Source organism: Rhizobium sp. BT04, assembly GCF_030053135.1.
GTDB classification, from domain to species: domain Bacteria; phylum Pseudomonadota; class Alphaproteobacteria; order Rhizobiales; family Rhizobiaceae; genus Rhizobium; species Rhizobium binxianense.
Window position 1 is genome coordinate 3,826,009 of record NZ_CP125652.1, and the last position, 18,478, is coordinate 3,844,486.

Consider the following 18,478-nt stretch of genomic DNA (forward strand, 5'->3'; position numbering starts at 1 on the left):
CAGGTTGCAGGAGGTCTCTTGTCTTCGAAGAAAAAGCTGCGCAAGGGCATCTTGCTCGCCGGGGGCTCAGGCACTCGGCTCCATCCGGCAACCCTCGCCATTTCGAAGCAGCTTCTTCCGGTTTTTGACAAGCCGATGATCTATTATCCCCTGTCGACGCTGATGCTTGCGGGAATCCAGGATATCTTGATCATCTCAACGCCGCAGGACACGCCGCGTTTTGAACAACTGCTCGGTGACGGCGCCCAATGGGGATTGAACTTTCAATATGCCGTGCAGGCTGCACCAGAAGGAATTCCCCAGGCGTTCTCGATAGGCAGGGAATTCATCGGGCGAGAGTCAACCGCGCTCGTGCTCGGAGACAATATCTTTTACGGCAACCTTTTGACACATGATCTATCCGCGGCGTCCGAAAGATCGGACGAAGCGACGATCTTCGCCTATAAGGTCCACGATCCCGAACGGTATGGGGTGGTGGAGTTTGACAGTGAGGGCAAAGTCCTCAGCCTGGAGGAAAAGCCAACCAAGCCCCGTTCTTCTTACGCTGTGACTGGTCTGTATTTCTACGATAATGACGTGATTGACATTGCTGCCGGTCTGAAACCTTCGCCGCGCGGTGAAACCGAAATCACCGATATCAATCGGCACTATTTATCGGCCGGCAGGCTGAATGTTGCCGTCCTGGGGAGAGGGCATGCCTGGCTCGATACGGGCACGCACGATTCTCTCCTGGAAGCCAGCCAGTTCATTGCCACCATCGAGCGGCGCCAGGGGCTGAAGATCGCTTGCCCCGAAGAAATCGCCTTTCATTTGGGATACATAGATGCCGAGCAATTGCTAAGGCTGGCAGCTCCACTTGAAAAGAGTTCTTACGGTCGATATCTCATCAGCTTGGTGAGGGAGCCGGCTCCGCATTTCCCAACCGGCTGAATCGGCAAAACTGGAAAGCCAATCTTGTCTGCTTTTACCTTGCTTACGTTAAAGACGATGTCCGACGCACGGGGCGCGCTGACCGTCATGGACGGAATACTGCCATTTCCGGTCGTCCGGAGCTTCTGGATCTATGATGCCGACGGACATAAGCGCGGCGGCCATCGTCATCACAAAACTCGACAGGCATTGGTGGCGCTTTCGGGCGCCGTGGTGGTGTCGATGGATGACGGTGAGACCCGGGAAGAGATTACTCTGTCGTCACCGGACCAGTGCCTGCTGGTGGAACCGAAGGACTGGCATGACATGACCTTTGGCCCGGGTTCGATCCTGCTCGTTTTCGCCTCTCACGGATATGATAAGGGCGACTATATTCACACCCCCTATGAGCGGCTCTGAGATGATTGAGTATGAAAGTCTTGCACAGGCCAATCGCGCGCTGATGGAAGAGTTGGAGGCGGTCGCTTCCCGTGTCATTCGTTCCGGGTGGTATGTGCTTGGGAATGAGGTCTCCTCATTCGAAGCCGAATTTGCCGAATTTGCGCAAAGCAAACATTGCATCAGCGTCGCCAACGGCCTGGATGCGCTAATCCTGTCGATCGAAGCGCTCGACCTGCCGAAAGGCAGTGAGATTATGGTGGCCTCCAATACCTATATAGCCACGATCCTGGCAATTCTTCGCGCAGGCCACACGCCCGTTCTGGTGGAACCTGAACGCGAAACCTTCAACATAGATCCGGAGCGCCTTGCTGCAGCGCTCACACGCAATACGCAGGCAATTTGTGTGACGCATCTTTTCGGCAAAGCCTGCCGGATGACAGAGATCGCCGCGTTTGCGAGCGCGCATGGTCTGCAGGTGATCGAGGATTGCGCGCAGTCCCATGGTGCGCGTTATGATGGCAAGCTGACCGGCACCTTCGGGATCGCCGGCTGCTTCAGCTTCTATCCGACCAAGAATCTTGGGGCTCTGGGAGATGCGGGCGCGATTGTCACGGACGATGACGAGTTTGCCGATCGTCTCAGACACATGCGCAATTACGGCTCGAAGAAGAAATATGAGAACGTTTATATCGGTTTGAATTCCAGGCTTGATGAGATCCAGGCGGCATTCCTGCGGGTCAAACTGCGTCACCTCGATCAGGTGACGGAACATAAGCGGGCACTGGCCGATATCTATTTTGCCAATCTGCCCAAATGGCTTGCGCAGCCGCTTCGTCGACCTGCCGAGTATGACGTGTTTCATATCTTCGGGATCCGTCACCCGGCCCGTGACGATTTGCGTCAGTGGCTGCTCGAAAATGGGGTCAAGACCGAGATACATTATCCCATCGCGCCGCATAGGCAGAAGGCGATGCAAGGCATTCTTTCCGGCGATTATCCCATTGCCGATGAGCTGCACGCCACCGAGCTGAGCCTGCCGATTTCGGCTGGGCATAGCAAGGATGAGATCGAGCGGGTCTGCAGCCTTCTTGCGGCGCTCCCGGAAAAGCTGAAGTTAGCGGCATGACAGAGCACCTGAAAGGATCGGCCTCGGCGCGTAAGGATGACGATTGGGATATCGTCATCAAGCCTTCGAAGGGCAATACGCCGAATCTCGGCCTGGTTTGGCAATATCGCGATCTCGTCTGGATGTTCTTCAAGCGGGATTTCACGACATTCTACAAACAGACCATTCTCGGGCCTGTCTGGTACATCATCCAGCCGTCGCTGACGGCCATGACCTATTATGTCGTCTTCGGGAAAATCGCCAATCTTTCCACGGATGGCCTTCCGCCCTTCCTGTTTTACATGTCGGGCACGATCATCTGGAGCTACTTTTCTGTCTGTTTGACCAACAACTCTGACGTCTTCTCGAAGAATGCCAATCTGTTCGGAAAGGTCTACTTTCCCAGACTTGTGGTGCCGTTATCCGTTGCGATGAGCGGCCTGGTCGCCTTTGCGATCCAGTTCCTGCTCTTGCTGACGGTTTCCATCGGGATGAAAATTGCCAATCCCGACCTGGCCCTGAGCTATTGGTTCCTGTTTCTGACGCCGCTGGTGCTGCTCTACATTGCGGTGCTCGGCATTGGGGCTGGGCTTGTCGTTACCGCTCTGACGGTCCGTTTCCGGGATCTCGTCTACGCCGTCGGGTTCATGTCGCAACTATGGATGTATGGCACGCCGATCGTATATCCATTCAGCCAGATCCCGGAACGATATCATTGGTTCTATTACATCAATCCAATGACGACGCCGGTTGAAACCTTCCGCTGGGCGTTGTTCGACGCTCCCGCCTTGCCTGTCGGTCTTTATCTCGCCAATCTGGCGGTGACTGTCGCGATCACCTTATGCGGGCTGGCACTTTTTTCGCGAGCCGAAGCCAACGCGATGGATACCGTCTGATGAACGATATCGTTATTCGAGCGGAGCACGTCAGCAAGCTATATCGTCTTGGCGTGATAAATCACGGCACCCTCTATCGCGACCTTCAGAGCTGGTGGGCGAGGTGGCGCAACCTTCCGGATCCGAACGTTTCCGTATCCGACTTTACGTCCTACCGCGGCAAGCCATCACGGCTGAAGGGAGACATCTTCCATGCTCTGGACGATGTCTCTTTCGAGGTCGGGCACGGCGAGATCGTCGGAATTATCGGCAGGAACGGGGCGGGAAAATCCACGCTGCTGAAGGTGATGTCGCGGATCACCATGCCCAATTCGGGCTTCATAGGGATACGAGGCAGAATTGCGAGCCTGCTTGAGGTCGGCACCGGATTTCACCCTGAACTCACCGGTCGGGAGAACGTCTATCTCAATGGCGCCATCCTCGGCATGAGTCGTTCAGAGGTCAGATCGAAATTCGATGAAATCGTCGAGTTTGCGGAGATCGGCGAATTTATCGATACGCCGGTGAAGCGCTATTCGTCGGGCATGTATGTGCGTCTGGCCTTCTCCGTCGCGGCGCATCTCGAGCCGGAAATTCTCCTGGTCGATGAGGTATTGGCCGTCGGCGACGTCAACTTCCAGAACAAATGCATGGGGCGCATGCAGGAAGTCACGAAGGCTGGTCGAACGATTATCTTTGTCAGCCATAATATGACTGCGATCAGCAGCATCTGCCCGAAATCGATTCTGATGGCCGACGGCAAAGTCGCTGCGATGGGCGATACCGCAGATGTGATAAAAGCCTACCTCGACCGCCCGGAATTCGGGGGCGCGGCTGTCTACTCGGTCAATCCCGAGGACGTCGACGGAAAGGCAGTGATATGCCGTGTCGCGGTATTGAACGAGAAGGACGAGGTTTCGGGAACGGTGGAACTGTCGAAGGGCTTCTCCGTCGAGGTCGAATACGAATTGAGGGAGCCGCTTTCCGGCCTCTCGGTCGGGATGCAGATCAAGATGGAGGACGGCTACACCACGCTCGTCAGCCTTTCCGATCCCGAACTCGACGTCGGGCGCCTCGACGCCCGACCAGCCGGCTATTATCGAGCCCGCGTCAAATTTCCCGGATGTCTTCTCAACACGGGCACGTTCTACGTGCGGCTGGGGATATCGAGCCGATTCTCGATATATTCCGTCGCCGAGGGTATCCGCTTCGACGTGGAGGACAATGTGGGAATCATCCAGATGCTGGGTCAGCAACGGAAGCCGTCGATTTCGGCGATACAGTTGCCTTGGGAGGTTGAGAAGGTCTTCCTGCGCGATGCTGAGGGTGTTTTGAAATGAAGAAAGCGCTTGTCACCGGGGCAGACGGGTTCATCGGCTCTCATCTTGTCGAGACACTGGTTAGATCGGGCGTCGAAGTTCGCGCGCTCTGCCAGTACAATTCGTTTTCCAGCTGGGGTTGGCTGGACCAATCCGAACATCGCGGCCAGTTCGAGGTGATCCTCGGAGACGTCCGCGATCCCTCGCAAATGCGCGCCGTCGCTAAAGGCGTGGATACGGTTTTCCATCTCGCCGCTCTGATCGCCATTCCCTACTCCTATCAGGCCCCATCAAGCTATATCGATACCAATGTGCACGGGACGCTGAACGTTCTTCAAGGTGCTCTCGACGCCGGTGTCGGAAGGGTGATCCAGACCTCGACGAGCGAAGTCTACGGCACGGCGCGTTTTGTGCCCATCAGCGAAAGCCATCCCCTGCAGGCACAATCGCCCTATTCGGCTTCCAAAATCGGCGCCGATGCGATCGCCTACAGCTATCATTCGAGCTTTGATCTGCCGGTGACGGTTGCCCGGCCATTCAACACGTTCGGGCCGAGACAATCGGCAAGGGCGGTTATTCCGACCGTGATCTCGCAGCTTCTGAGCGGCCGAAGGACCCTGAAGCTTGGTGCGCTCTCTCCCACGCGGGATTTCAATTTCGTGCAGGATACGTGCGACGGCTTTCTGGCGCTCGCGGCCTGCGACCAAGCCGTCGGCCAGACCGTCAATATCGGCTCCGGCGGCGAGATATCGATCGGCGATACCGTTCAGCTCATCGCCGACATCATCGGTGTCGACATAGAGATCGAATGCGACGAACAGCGTTTGCGTCCTGCAAATAGCGAAGTGGAACGTTTGTGCTGCGACAACAGCCTGATCAAGTCTCTGACAGGATTTTCGCCGCGTTACAGCTTGGAAGATGGTCTGAAGGCAACGATCGACTGGCTGCGTCAGCCGCAGAATCTGGCGAGATACAAGGCGGATATCTTCAATGTCTAGGCGCGCAGTCATTCTGGCGGGCGGAATGGGTACGCGGTTGCGGCCCTATACTGTCGTGCTTCCAAAGCCTCTGATGCCGATCGGCGACTATCCAATTCTTGAGGTGATCATTCGTCAGCTGATATCAGGCGGATTTCAGCATATAACACTTGCCGTCAACCACCAGGCCGAGCTGATCAAGGCTTTTTTCCAGGATGGCGACAAATGGGGCGTACGCATCGACTATTCGCTCGAGGACGAGCCTCTTGGCACCATGGGGCCGTTGCGGCTGATAAAGGATCTGCCGGAGAATTTCCTGGTGATGAACGGCGACATCCTGACGGATCTGAACTATGCCGATTTTCATGATGCTCATGTCCGCGACGGGAATATATTCACGATCTCGTCCAAGACGCGTCAGCATCGCATAGACTATGGCGTTCTAGACACCAGCGAGGCCGGGCTGCTGACCGGTTTTCGAGAGAAACCGACGGCCGAATACAAAGTCAGCATGGGCGTCTACATGGTGTCTTCGAGGGCCGTGGAGCACATACCACAAGGTGGCGCCTATGGCTTCGATCAGTTGATGCTTGATCTTCTTGCGGCCGGCAAGCCGGCCACGGTTCGAGATTTTGCAGGCTATTGGCTCGATATCGGACGGCCTGACGATTATGCCTTGGCGATCGAGCAGTTTGAATCCATGCAGTCCAGGTTCTTGAATGGTTGATGCCATCGTTACCGGTGCTGGCGGTTTTCTCGGGAGCCGTCTTGTCAGACGGCTCAAGGAGGCCGGTTTTGACGTGCTTGCGCTTGACCGAACACATGGAGATATAAGCGAAGAGCAGCTTTGGCAGGGGCTTCCCGCCGCGCGCACGCTGTTTCACCTTGCCGGCAGGACATTCGTTCCGGATAGCTGGACACAAGGCCCGAGCTTCACGGCCGCCAACGTCCTCGGAACGCAACATGCTTTGAACTGGTGCAAGCGACACAAGGCCAAACTCGTGTTCGCAAGCGCCTATGTTTACGGGGTGCCCAAGCGGCTGCCGATCCATGAAAGCGATCCGGTCAGGCCGAACAACCCCTACGCTCTTTCCAAACATCTTGCCGAACAGCTTTGTGAGTTCGCCGCCACGCACGAGCAGGTACCGGTGGTGGTATTGCGCCTCTTCAATATATACGGCTCAGGGCAGCGCCCCGAATTTCTGATACCGACGCTTCTGAACCGGATACGGACGAAGCAGGAAATACAGGTCCTGGATCTCAGTCCCCGGCGTGACTATATCTTCGTTGACGATGTCCTGAGCGCCTTTGCCAAGGCCATGGACGTCGTGGAAGGCTACCATTGCATCAATATCGGCTCCGGAATGTCGTATTCGGTGCAGGAAATAATCGACATCTTGCAAGAAGCTGCCGGCACTGATCTACCTGTAGTGTCATCTTGCACAGTTCGGCGGAATGAAATACCTGACGTGAGGGCCGATATCACGCGGGCTCGCGCCGTTCTCGGATGGCGGCCGGAATGGGATCTGCCGGCCGGGATGCGCGCGATGATGAAGGAGTCGTAAATTGAACGAACGTTACGTTCCGATCAACAAGGGCAACTACTCGATGGACACGGACGAGCGCGAAGCCGCGTTCGACAGATTCCGTGGCGAAGGGTGGGAAGCCGAATACGCGGATTACCGTCGCAAGTGGTCGGAATATGCCTTGAACCAGCATGTTTCAGACTACCCGCTGCTGGTCGATCTCGAGCTGGCGTCGATCTGCAATCTGCGTTGCCCTATGTGCTATACGATCAGCGACGAGTTCAAGAAGAGCGTCAACACGACCCGGATGGACTGGGACCTCTATTGCCGCATCATCGATGAGATCGGTGGCAAGGTTCCTGCGATCCGTCTGTCGCTGCGCGGCGAGGCGACGCTGCACAAGCGCTTCGCCGACTGTGTGCGCTATGCCAAGGACCATGGGATCAAGGAAGTCTCGACCCTCACGCACGGCTTCAAACTCAACAGAGACTATTTCGCCCAGCTCGTCGATGCCGGCATCGACTGGATCACCGTTTCGATCGACGGCACGGGTGAGACCTATGAGAAGATCCGCAAGCCGATCAAGTTCCAGGCCCTGCTCGACAAGATCAAGGACATCAAGAAGTACAAGGACGAGCGCGGTCTCCATCGTCCCGTCATCAAGGTCCAGGGCATCTGGCCGGCAATCCGGGAAAATCCGGATCTCTACTATGAAACCTTTGCGCCTCATGTGGATCTTGTCGCCTTCAATCCGCTGATTGATTATCTCGGAAACGATTCTGACGTTCAATATCTGGATAACTTTACCTGCCCTCAGCAATACCAGCGCCTCGTTATCGGCGCCGACGGGCTTGTGATGAAGTGCTCGAACGACGAGGAAAATCGCGAAGTCATTGGTGACGCGACGATGGAGACGGTACACCAGATTTGGCACGGCGAAAAAATGAATGCAGTCCGCGCCTTGCACAAAGAACCGCAGGGCTTCTTGAAAAGCGAAGTATGCCGCCGATGCTACCTGCCTCGCCTGACGGATGATGAGCCGACCGAAATCTGCGGCCGGAAAGTGATTGTCCGAAATTACGTGGATCGGGCTCAGGAAATCGGAAAATAGAGAAGCAGCCGGGAGTTGTATACCGGTCGTGTGCGGGATGACATGGCACAGAGCTGGACTGAGCTGTGCTACCGCTATTGGAACGCCGGCTGTATAGTGAATTGCGGGAGTAGCAGATGTTCCGGAACTACCGAGCTGACCGGTGTTATATTATCGCCGAAATCGGCGGGAATTTTACGACTTTTGATCAGGCAAGACGGCTGATCGACGAGGCAAAGGCGTCCGGCGTGGATGCTGTCAAGCTCCAGACTTATCGCGCAGAGACCCTGTCGAGCCGCAACGCCATGTTCGATATGGAAAACACCGGCGTTACCTCGCAATTCGAGCTTTTCCGTAAATATGAAATCGGTCACGAGCTTCACCAAGCGGTTTTCCGCTATGCCGAGGAACACGGGCTGGACTGGTTTTCGTCGCCCTCACACGAAACGGATGTCGATCTGCTGGAGAAGTGCGGGGTTGGTGCCCACAAGGTGGGCTCGGACGATGCGGTCAACATTCCCTTTCTCCGCTATCTGGCAAAAACGGGCAAGCCGATAATCCTGTCGACGGGGATGTCGACGCTCGACGAAGTTCGGGAATCCGTTGCCGCAATCAAGGAGGCAGGCAATCAGAAGCTCATTCTGCTGCACGCCATCACAAGCTATCCGACGCATCCGGAAAATGTGAACCTGCGTGCAATGCAAACGATGATGGAGGCGTTTCCGGATCTCGACGTTGGCTATTCCGACCATACGTTGACGCCGGTTGCCAGCCTTTGTGCTGCCGCGATGGGCGCACGGGTTATAGAGCGGCATTTCACCTACGATAAAGCCGCCGACGGTCCCGACCACATGCTCTCGGCCGATCCAGCAGAAATGAAATGGCTTGTGGATGCGATACGTGCGTTCGAGGTTATGAAAGGCAGTGGTCGCAAGGAACCAGCGGCAAGCGAGGCGACGACCAGGTTGAACAACCGCAAAAGCATCGTTGTCAGTCGACCGCTCAAAGCCGGTCATGTGATCTCCGCAGGCGACATCTCGGTCAAACGGCCGGGGACGGGAATCGAACCTAAACATCTCGAAACTCTTGCCGGGCGGCGACTGATCAAGGATCTGGACGGCGACGCGGTCCTCCAGTGGAGCGATCTGGCGTGACGCTTGGGATCATTATCCAGGCGCGGATGGGATCGACGCGGCTGCCGGGAAAAGTGCTCCGTGACATTTCGGGAAAGCCCCTTCTCGGACATGTCCTTGGCAGGCTTCAGTTGTTGAAGCGCCCGGCAAAGGTTGTCGTTGCGACATCGTCCACCAGTGAGAACGATATTATCGAAGCCTGGTGCCTTGAGCACGGCGTCAGCTGCTTTCGCGGCAACGAAACCGATGTTCTCGATCGTTATTTTCAGTGCGCGAGATCGCTCGGGATGTCGGATATCGTGCGGTTGACGGCAGATAATCCCTTCACTGACATCGAGGAGCTTGAGAGGTTGATCGATCTGCACCAGAAGCAGGGGTTCGACTACACGCATGCCTTTGGCCAGTTGCCTGTTGGCGTCGGCGCCGAGATATTTACCTTCGAAGCTCTATCCCGCAGCCACCGCGAGGGAAAGCTGCCGCACCATCGCGAACACGTGAATGAATACTTCACCGATTGCCCCGAACTGTTCAAGATCGGTCAGCTCGATGTGCCCCTGGCCAAAATCTCTCCGGAGCTGCGCCTGACGGTGGATACTGAGGAAGATTGGAGCCGCGCCCGTGCGCTCGCAGCGCAGGCGGGTGAGAATTGGCTCGGGACGGAAGAAGCGATCAGCCTATGTTCGTCTTCTGCATAGAAAGTTCGCATGCACGCGGCATGGGTCATCTGTTTCGATCGCTGACGCTCGCCACCGAATTGCGTTCACGCGGTCATCCGATCCGTTTTTTGGCGAACGATCATCCGAATTCATTGAGAATCATCCGGGAGCGCGGCTTTGACGTGGGGCTTTACGATCTCGTCGCCGTGACGGGTTGGGAGAAGGATTTCCTCGAAGCAAATGCTCCGTCTCCGATCTGGATCAACGACCGCCTCAATACGCAGCGGTCCCACAGCGAGACGATCAAGCGCCTGGACGCCAAGCTTGTTACCTTCGATGATCGTGGTGATGGCGCGGAACTTGCCGACATGAATATCTGCGCTCTGCTGTTCGATAACACTGAAGGTCTGAAGGGCAGGGATGTGCGGCTGGGGCCGGAGTACATGATACTCAATCCCGAGATCGCTGGGTATCGCCGAGTTCGGGAAAAGCTTGCATCGATAATTGTCACGCTCGGCGGCGCCGATACTTACGGCGTGACGGTCCGCGTCGCCAAATGGCTGAGCAGCAAGACCTTGCCCGTCACCATCGTTACAGGTCCGAGCTTTCAGCACGTGGCGGAGCTTGAAGAGGTCGTCTCGGCCGCTTCGCCGGGCCGGTTCCGGTTGCTGAACCAGGTGCCGTCGCTGGCTGCGGAGATGCATCGACATGATCTGGCCATTACCGGTGGCGGCATTACCCCGTTCGAGGCCTGCGCGGCTGGGCTGCCCTGCGTGGTGATTGCCAACGAGCCTTTTGAAATCCCCGTCGGGCGTGCGCTCGAGAAGCTGGGAGCGGCGTTTTTTGCCGGGCATCACTCGGCATTCGACCTCGGTATCCTAGAAAAGGCAATTCCCATCAGGTCTATGAGCGAGATCGCTATGACCAAGGTTGATCTTGGCGGAGTCGGGCGTGTCGCCGATTTGCTGGAAAGGCTGGCAGCATGACCATCACCGCGGTTATTCATCAGCCTGATTTTGCTTCATATCTCGGCTTTTTTCAGCGCTTCCTGAACGCCAACCTCTATATCGTTCTGGATCACGTGCAGTTCGTTCATGGTACGAGCAAAAGCTGGACGCACCGTGACAAAATAAAGACGGCACAGGGCGATCGGTGGCTCACCGTCGGAATTAGAAAGCCGAGGCTCGGCACCCCGATCAACGAGGTGGAACTGGCGCCCGGCACCGGCTGGATAGACCAAAACCTTTCCTTGCTTCGCGAAAATTATCGCAAGTCTGCCGGTTGGAGCGAGGTCTTTCCCCACGTGGAGGCCCTCTACAGCAAGCGGTTTGACCTGTTGGTCGATTTTAACATGCATTTCCTGGAGGGCATCCTGGATATGCTTGAAATCACGATGCCAACGGTGCGGTCGAGCACGTTAAACCCCGAAGGGCATAAGAACGAATTGCTTGTCGAACTGCTGCGCAAAGTGGGAGCGACGCGTTATCTCTCGGGTCTGGGCGCGCGCGACTACATGCGGCCCGAGGTGTTCGAGACAGCCGGGATCGAGATCGAATGGCAGCATTTCGTCCATCCGGTTTATCCACAGCCCTTCGGTGAGTTCATGCCCTATCTCAGCATCCTCGACACACTGCTGAATTGTGGTATTGCAGGCACGCGTGACCTGCTCTGGAGTTGCAAATGAATATTCTCGCGATCGGTGCCCATTTTGACGACGTGGAACTGGGCTGTGGCGGTGCACTGGCGCGTCACGCTGCAAACGGCGACACTGTGTATGTCTATGTCGCGACCGTATCCGGCTTTTCCAACCAATATGACCAGTCCGTCCGCAGCAGCCAGGTCGCCAGAGCCGAGGCGGATGCTGCGATGGAAATCCTTGGCGTCCAGAAAATGTTTTGCGGCGAGTTCAAAACGCTCCAGATCGAATTCGTCGATCCGCTGAATATCGAGATCCTCAAGCTCGTGCAGGATCTGAAGATCGATATGGTTTACACCCACTGGGTCGGCGACATCCATCATGACCATCTGGCCTTGTCGCGCGCATCGCTGCATAGCTGCCGCCACGTGCCGCGCCTGCTGATGTATCGCAGCAACTGGTATCATTCGACGGTCGATTTCAGGGGGAATTTCTACGTCGACATCACCTCCCATTGGAACCAGAAGGAAAAGGCGATCCTTGCCCATGAATCCGAGATGGAGCGCACCGGGCGGAAATGGGTGAGCTTCTTCCGCAATGAAGCCGAGAACGCCGGCCAGCGCATCGGTGTAAAATACGCGGAGGTTTTCGAGGTGGTAAAGTGGCTGCAGCTTTGAGGAAGATTTTGACCTTTGGCTCCATGCTGCTCCCCTATGGTGTGCATGAGCTGAAGCGCAGGCTTAAAAATCGTCACAAATTCTCTGCTGATGTCGCGAGTTCGCTGGCAGAAAATAGACAGCTTGCTGGTCTGCACGCGGGGCGGCGCTGTTTCATTTTAGGCAATGGCCCAAGCGTCAAGGGCTTGGATCTGTCGCGACTTCAGGGCGAAACCGTTATAACCGTTTCCAATGGTTACCTGCACTCCGATTTCGACAAGTTCCAGTCTCGTTATCATTGTGTTCCGCAAATTACCTACGTAACGATGACATCGGAGGATGTGATCGACTGGTTTAAAGAGATGCATTCGCACTTGGGCGGCGCGGAACTGTTTCTCAGTTCCACAGAAGCCGAGCTGGTTCGAAAACACAATCTGTTTTCAGGGCGAACGGTCCGGTATCTCGTGCTGGGCGAAAGCTTCGACGAAAGACCATCCGTGGAAATCGTCGATATCTCCAAACCGGTGCCCCGTGTCGATTCGGTGCCGGTGATGGCCTTGATGATAGCGATGTATCTCGGTTTCAAGGAGATCATCCTGCTCGGCGTCGACCACGATCGTTTCCTGTCAACAAGTTACGAATACGCGTTCGAACTCAAGGTGCAAAAAGGAAAAGATTTCACCGTAAATGCGGACGGCAGCCCGACAATGAGCCGTCACGACGACTTTCAGCAGGCGGCGCGGCTGTGGCGCCAATATCGAGCCATCGCAAATATCGCGAGAGCGAATGATATCGGCATCTTCAATTCCACCCCCGGTGGGGCGCTGGACGAATTTGAGCGACGGCCTTTCCAGGCTTGGTTTGAAGAATGAGGCGGCTTAATTTTTCGCTCCCGGGAATCCACTGTTTGCTTGAGGTGACGCGGGAATCGCCGCAAGCGCGCGAACGGGAGATCCGGACCGAATTCCGGCGGCACAACATCGTTTTCGACGGACCTTACGATGATTGGCGTTCGGCAATGGCAGATTCAGCCGGCTATGATGCGCCGGTTATTCTTGCAAAAGCCGTGGAAGCGACGCGCGCGGTCGTTCAGGGCCGTGCCTCATATGAGCGGGATACTGTCATCTTCAAGGAAAGACGCTACTCGCATCCGCTGCTTGCCTGGCTTCTCTATGTTGCATCCAGATCCGATCGTCGTTTGAGGGTGGTCGATTTCGGGGGCGCGTTGGGAAGTTCCTATTTCCAACACCGTTCGAAACTGGTTCATCTCGCGGAATTGAAATGGTGCGTAGTCGAGCAGCCTCATTTTGCAGACGCAGGGCGAACAGAATTTGAAGACGGGGTCCTGAGCTTTTCTCAAAGCCTCGAAGAGGCAATCGAGCTTGTGAATCCCCACATCGTTCTGCTCTCTGGTGTGCTCCAGTATCTTGAATATCCTCACGAGTATCTTGAGAGCCTTCTTTCGAAAGGCGTCAAGTTCATCCTTGTTGACAGAACAAGCGCGCAGTTCGATGTCGCCGAAGTCCCTTTTGTGCAGCATGTGCCGGAACGCATCTATCGCGCGAGCTACCCGGTATGGTTCTTGAACGCGAATGAATTGCAGGATCACTTCGCGAGGCATGGCTACGAGGTGCTGGATAGTTTTCAGCCCGCCGGGACATTCGGAATAGCAACACCGCCACCCTTGCAGGAATTAAAGCGTTGGGGCATTGGCGTTACGCCAGCTCAGGGACAATACGAATGGTCTTATTCTGGCTGGTTTCTTGAGAGGCGGGAAATTTAACGATGCGCGTTAACGTCATTATCCCTGTCTTCAATCGTCTGGAAGACACTCGGAAGGTGTTGGAGGCTCTCAGGAGACAAACTCTCGTCGACGCGTTGACAATTGTCGTTGTCAACGACGGTTCGACCGATGGAACGGCAGAATACCTGCAGGCGCAGGGCGATGTGGTCGAAATCCGAGGCGACGGCAATCTTTGGTGGGGGGGGGCCATCGCGGAAGGACTGAAACACGTCCTTCCGTCCTGTCAGGCTGAAGATTATATCCTACTTCTGAACAATGACACATGGTTCGACGGGAATTATGTTGAAACCCTGGTGCAAACTTCCAAGGCGAATGGCGAAGCCGCCGTCGGAAGCGTTATCCATGAAGAGGAGAAAGACCCACCTATTGTCAGTATAGGACCTCGGATCAACATCAACAGGTTCGCGATTTGGGATCTCCTTTCGGAATTAAGCAAAGCGCAACAACGGTCGCCGGACAGCCAATACCGCGTAGATGCATTGAGCGGTCGCGGTACTCTCTATCCAGCCCTGTTGTTTCGGAAATATGGCGGTGCGCGACCACGCCTTCTGCCGCACTACATGGCCGATTATGAAATCGCCATGCGCTTCGCCCGCGCTGGAGTGCCTCTGATCGTCAGCACAAAAGCAATCATCTATTCGCCTCCAGTATATGGAAACGACGTCTCCAGGCTTTCATGGAAAAAACGACTGTTTGGCAGGCGCTCTCCCCACAATGTGTTTCAACGCCTGATCTTCTATTCGCTTGTCGGTTCACCGGTGCAGAGATTGACCGCACCTTTCCGCATGGCCTATTTCTTCTGCGCTCGTGTCCTTTTAGGAAGCATGACATCCAGGTTTAAAAAATTTGCCTTTTCCTTTGTGCGTGCAAGGCGGCTTCGCGAACTGAGACGTCACGGAGTAAGCGTTGGCCGTGATGTTGTGCTCTATGGCGCCCCTCTGTTGCAACGGCATCCTGACAGTGAGATTCACCTCGATGATCGCGTTGTCCTATGTTCTGATTCACGATTTACAGCGCTAGCTCTCAATCATCCGGTGAAGATAGCGACCATTCGCGCCGGATCGAAGATCAGCATTGGCGCAGACAGTGGGATCAGTGGTGCAACCATCGTCTCGGCTGTACGGATTTCGATCGGCGCGGAAGTGCTGATGGGAGCCAATGTAACGATTTTCGACACGGACTTTCATCCAATACGTCCGGAAGGGCGCCGTCATTCGGATGTCGAGGCGGATATAAAGACAGCACCAGTGCACATTGGCGACAATGTGTTCATTGGTACCAATGCCCTCATCCTGCGTGGCACAGAAATAGGACGTGATAGCATTGTCGCTGCGGGTGCGGTCGTCCGGGGAAATTTCCCCGCAGGGGCGATAATTGCCGGGAACCCGGCAAAGGTTGTAGGTAGTGTCTATACAACATCCCAGGAACGTCCTGGTAGCCAACCAGACGGTGAACATGAAAATAGCAATATTTGACACATATTACGCACGTTTTCTGAGCCAATTCTATGCGCAGCGGCCACAGCTGCGAAAATCGGCCTCGCCAGAACAGACGAAAGCGTTGTTGGCTGCTGCGTTCGGCACGTCTGATTTCTATTCGCGCCACCTCACGGAGCTTGGCTGCGACGTCATCGATATTATCGGCAATTGTGTCCCGCTTCAGTCGGCCTGGGCGCAAGAAAACAACGAACCATTCAGCGCTTGGGCAATGAAATTGCCGCATCGATTTTTCAGGCTGCCTTATATCGGCGCACGCCTGGCGGCGCTCCCCGGCTTGCTGGAGGTCGCGATGGCCCGGGTTCGAACATTCAAGCCGGATGTGCTCTACTGTCAGGATCTCAGCTTCTTTCCGCCGCATGCCTTGGCGGAGTTGAAAAAGACCGTGCCTCTGATTGTCGGGCAGATCGCTTGTCCCCTGCCGCCGGATGGGTTTCTGCGGCCCTATGATCTTATTCTGACGTCTTTCCCCCATTTCGTGCCTCGTTTTCACGAGATGGGGATAAAGTCCGAATATTTCAGGATCGGCTTCGATACCCGGGTGCTCGATATCCTCGGCAATGTCCCACGCGATGTGCCGGTGAGCTTCGTCGGCGGCATAAGCCGCCATCACGGCAAGGCCGTCCCCTTGCTCGAACATCTTGCCGATACCACGCCGATACAGTTTTTCGGCTACGGCGCGAAGACGCTCCCGCGTTCTTCGCCGATTCGCAAACGTCACAATGGCGAAGTCTGGGGCCCGGATATGTATCGCGCGCTGGCTCGCAGCCGGATCACTATCAACCGGCACATCAATGTTGCCGAAAACAATGCCAATAACATGCGGCTTTATGAGGCGACCGGTGTCGGATCGCTGCTGATAACCGACAGGAAAGACAATCTCGGCGAAATTTTCGACGTCGGCAGGGAGGTGGTCGCCTATTCCAGTCCTGAGGAAGCGACAGAACTCGTCCGCTATTATATAGACCACCCCGACGAAGCCGATGCTATCGCAAAGGCCGGCCAGGCAAGGACGCTGAAGGACCACACTTACAAGTCGAGAATGGAAGAATTGGTGCCGATCCTCGAACGATATCTGGAGAAACAGGGCTGATGTCGTTTCTGCGCGCGAGTCTCAATCGCTTTCCGGGGGTGAAGAGCCGGTTAAAGCGATTGCGTGAACGGCTGTTGCCGGCGACATCGGTATCCTCCCACTATGTCGAGATTGATTCAGCGCGGCGTGACAGCGAAAGCTCGCGCCTTGCCGCATCCTGGAAAGCGAGTGATCTGCCCGCCCGTCAGAGAGCCCTCGTCGAGCGCCAGCTGAAGGAATATCGCAGCGGCGCTTCCATTGACGTATTCGATGTTTTTACCGCTGCGCTGCGTAAGATCGACAATCTCCCGGCCGATGGCTCGCTGCTCGAAATCGGTTGCTCCAGCGGATATTACTCCGAGGTCTTGGAAGTGAGTCGCCTGCCGTTGCGGTATCGCGGCTGCGATTACTCCGATGCTTTCATCGATATGGCGCGCAGCATCTATCCGAAGCTGTCGTTCGACGTGGAGGATGCAACGCGGCTGAGCTATCGGGATGGCGCTTTCGATATTGTGGTCTCCGGATGTTGCCTGCTGCATATTCCCAATTATGAAGCGGCGATCGCCGAGAGCGCCCGCGTTGCCAAGGAATACGTGCTTTTTCACCGTACGCCTGTTGTCTACGGCGAGCCGACGAAGTATTTCCGCAAGCAAGCCTATGGCATCGAGACCATAGAGATCCATTTTTCCGAGCCGCAGCTATTGGATATGTTTCGAGTTCATGGGCTGGAAGTCCAGGCGACCTTCACGCTGAGCGAGAACGCCGATCCACACGACAGCAGCAAGGGCAATGCAGGCCGCACCTATTTGTGCAGGAAACAATCCCGATCATGACGAATTACTTTTGTACCCTTTTCGACAGCGGCTATCTCATCAAAGGGATGGCCATGATGGAAAGCCTCGTCCAGTGGTGTCCCGACGCGCATGTTTTTGTGCTTTGCATGGACGAAAAGACGCAGGAAATATTGACCGCCTCCAAAAGGTCCTACATCACCTGCATTGCGCTTGCCGATCTGGAGACCCCGGAACTCCTGGAAACCAAGAAATCGCGTGGCGTTGCCGAATATTGCTGGACCCTGTCTCCGTGTCTGCCGAGTTTCGTGCTGGAGCACCATCCGGAAATCGATTTCATCACCTATCTCGATTCCGATCTGCTGTTCTATTCGTCGATCCAACCAATCCTCGACGAAATCGGCGATAATTCCATCGCCATTATTGAGCATCGATTTGCCCCGCGGCTGCAGGATAGGGAAATTAACGGCCGCTTCTGTGTGGAATGGGTGAGCTTCCGGCGCGATGAAGAGGGAATGCGCTGCCTTGCGCGCTGGCGCGAGCAGTGCATCGAATGGTGCTATTATCGCCTGGAAGACGGCAAGATGGGCGACCAGAAGTATTTGGACGAATGGCCGGCTCTCTATCCGAATTGCCATATTATCGAGCATCCGGGAGCTGGGATTGCTCCCTGGAATTACGAAAAGCTGCATTTTTCGCAGGATGCTTCAGGCAGGATCGAGGTTGAAGGTTCGCCTCTGATCTTTTATCACTTTCACCAGTTCCAGTTGCTGACCAATGGAATGTTCGATCGGCTGTCAGCTTTCTACACCGCCGTTTGCGAGGAGCCGACCGCTGTCTATAAGGTTTACGAGCGCGCTCTGATGCGAGCCCTGAAGGTGATCAGAACGATTTCTCCAGGCTTTTCCGATGGCCTTCGCCCCTTTTTTATGGTTCTGGCGCGCAGATGGGTGCAGCGCTATGTGCCTCTGTCAGTCAAACGCTTCCTGCACCATTTCATCAGATATTGACGGCACGCACGCGGGAAGGAG

General features: G+C 55.6%; 20 protein-coding genes. All 20 read left to right on the plus strand.

What is annotated here, in order from left to right:
• The first annotated feature begins 18 nt into the window (after window positions 1-18).
• Window positions 19-930, plus strand: a complete 912-nt coding sequence (gene rfbA, locus QMO82_RS26905) for a glucose-1-phosphate thymidylyltransferase RfbA (protein WP_097621036.1) — start codon at window positions 19-21, stop codon at window positions 928-930.
• Between the two features lie 24 nt (window positions 931-954).
• Window positions 955-1,329, plus strand: coding sequence for an FdtA/QdtA family cupin domain-containing protein (locus tag QMO82_RS26910; protein WP_183605764.1), 375 nt, complete (start codon window positions 955-957; stop codon window positions 1,327-1,329).
• 1 nt (window position 1,330) lies between these two features.
• Complete coding sequence (locus QMO82_RS26915) at window positions 1,331-2,437, plus strand: DegT/DnrJ/EryC1/StrS aminotransferase family protein (RefSeq protein WP_183605765.1); 1,107 nt, start codon at window positions 1,331-1,333, stop codon at window positions 2,435-2,437.
• The gene (locus tag QMO82_RS26920; RefSeq protein ID WP_183605766.1) at window positions 2,434-3,312 is read left to right on the plus strand and encodes an ABC transporter permease; all 879 of its coding nucleotides are present in this window, start codon (window positions 2,434-2,436) and stop codon (window positions 3,310-3,312) included. The genes QMO82_RS26915 and QMO82_RS26920 overlap by 4 nt, the downstream gene beginning before the upstream one ends.
• On the plus strand, window positions 3,312-4,631 hold the full coding sequence (locus QMO82_RS26925) for an ABC transporter ATP-binding protein (protein ID WP_183605767.1): 1,320 nt from the start codon (window positions 3,312-3,314) through the stop codon (window positions 4,629-4,631). Before QMO82_RS26920 ends, QMO82_RS26925 begins: the two co-directional genes overlap by 1 nt.
• Window positions 4,628-5,608 (plus strand): NAD-dependent 4,6-dehydratase LegB, encoded by a 981-nt coding sequence (locus QMO82_RS26930; protein ID WP_183605768.1) that lies wholly within the window; start codon window positions 4,628-4,630, stop codon window positions 5,606-5,608. The genes QMO82_RS26925 and QMO82_RS26930 overlap by 4 nt, the downstream gene beginning before the upstream one ends.
• Window positions 5,601-6,314 (plus strand): nucleotidyltransferase family protein, encoded by a 714-nt coding sequence (locus QMO82_RS26935; RefSeq protein WP_168317425.1) that lies wholly within the window; start codon window positions 5,601-5,603, stop codon window positions 6,312-6,314. Before QMO82_RS26930 ends, QMO82_RS26935 begins: the two co-directional genes overlap by 8 nt.
• The gene (locus QMO82_RS26940) at window positions 6,307-7,152 is read left to right on the plus strand and encodes an NAD(P)-dependent oxidoreductase (RefSeq protein WP_183605769.1); all 846 of its coding nucleotides are present in this window, start codon (window positions 6,307-6,309) and stop codon (window positions 7,150-7,152) included. Before QMO82_RS26935 ends, QMO82_RS26940 begins: the two co-directional genes overlap by 8 nt.
• A gap of 1 nt (window position 7,153) precedes the next feature.
• Window positions 7,154-8,224 (plus strand): radical SAM/SPASM domain-containing protein, encoded by a 1,071-nt coding sequence (locus QMO82_RS26945; protein WP_183605770.1) that lies wholly within the window; start codon window positions 7,154-7,156, stop codon window positions 8,222-8,224.
• 116 nt (window positions 8,225-8,340) lie between these two features.
• Window positions 8,341-9,357, plus strand: a complete 1,017-nt coding sequence (locus QMO82_RS26950) for an N-acetylneuraminate synthase family protein (RefSeq protein ID WP_183605771.1) — start codon at window positions 8,341-8,343, stop codon at window positions 9,355-9,357.
• Complete coding sequence (locus tag QMO82_RS26955; RefSeq protein WP_183605772.1) at window positions 9,354-10,031, plus strand: glycosyltransferase family protein; 678 nt, start codon at window positions 9,354-9,356, stop codon at window positions 10,029-10,031. The genes QMO82_RS26950 and QMO82_RS26955 overlap by 4 nt, the downstream gene beginning before the upstream one ends.
• Window positions 10,013-10,978, plus strand: a complete 966-nt coding sequence (locus QMO82_RS26960; protein WP_183605773.1) for a PseG/SpsG family protein — start codon at window positions 10,013-10,015, stop codon at window positions 10,976-10,978. The genes QMO82_RS26955 and QMO82_RS26960 overlap by 19 nt, the downstream gene beginning before the upstream one ends.
• On the plus strand, window positions 10,975-11,676 hold the full coding sequence (locus QMO82_RS26965; protein WP_183605774.1) for a WbqC family protein: 702 nt from the start codon (window positions 10,975-10,977) through the stop codon (window positions 11,674-11,676). The genes QMO82_RS26960 and QMO82_RS26965 overlap by 4 nt, the downstream gene beginning before the upstream one ends.
• Window positions 11,673-12,305, plus strand: a complete 633-nt coding sequence (locus tag QMO82_RS26970; protein ID WP_183605775.1) for a PIG-L deacetylase family protein — start codon at window positions 11,673-11,675, stop codon at window positions 12,303-12,305. Before QMO82_RS26965 ends, QMO82_RS26970 begins: the two co-directional genes overlap by 4 nt.
• Window positions 12,290-13,156 (plus strand): hypothetical protein, encoded by an 867-nt coding sequence (locus tag QMO82_RS26975; RefSeq protein ID WP_183605776.1) that lies wholly within the window; start codon window positions 12,290-12,292, stop codon window positions 13,154-13,156. Before QMO82_RS26970 ends, QMO82_RS26975 begins: the two co-directional genes overlap by 16 nt.
• 44 nt (window positions 13,157-13,200) lie before the next feature.
• Complete coding sequence (locus QMO82_RS26980; RefSeq protein WP_272783183.1) at window positions 13,201-14,067, plus strand: TIGR04325 family methyltransferase; 867 nt, start codon at window positions 13,201-13,203, stop codon at window positions 14,065-14,067.
• A gap of 2 nt (window positions 14,068-14,069) precedes the next feature.
• Window positions 14,070-15,563, plus strand: a complete 1,494-nt coding sequence (locus QMO82_RS26985) for a glycosyltransferase (RefSeq protein WP_183605778.1) — start codon at window positions 14,070-14,072, stop codon at window positions 15,561-15,563.
• Between the two features lie 313 nt (window positions 15,564-15,876).
• Window positions 15,877-16,677 (plus strand): glycosyltransferase, encoded by an 801-nt coding sequence (locus QMO82_RS26990; protein ID WP_246718177.1) that lies wholly within the window; start codon window positions 15,877-15,879, stop codon window positions 16,675-16,677.
• Complete coding sequence (locus QMO82_RS26995; protein WP_183605780.1) at window positions 16,677-17,489, plus strand: class I SAM-dependent methyltransferase; 813 nt, start codon at window positions 16,677-16,679, stop codon at window positions 17,487-17,489. Before QMO82_RS26990 ends, QMO82_RS26995 begins: the two co-directional genes overlap by 1 nt.
• Window positions 17,486-18,457 (plus strand): hypothetical protein, encoded by a 972-nt coding sequence (locus tag QMO82_RS27000; RefSeq protein ID WP_183605781.1) that lies wholly within the window; start codon window positions 17,486-17,488, stop codon window positions 18,455-18,457. The genes QMO82_RS26995 and QMO82_RS27000 overlap by 4 nt, the downstream gene beginning before the upstream one ends.
• The last annotated feature ends 21 nt before the right edge of the window (window positions 18,458-18,478 follow it).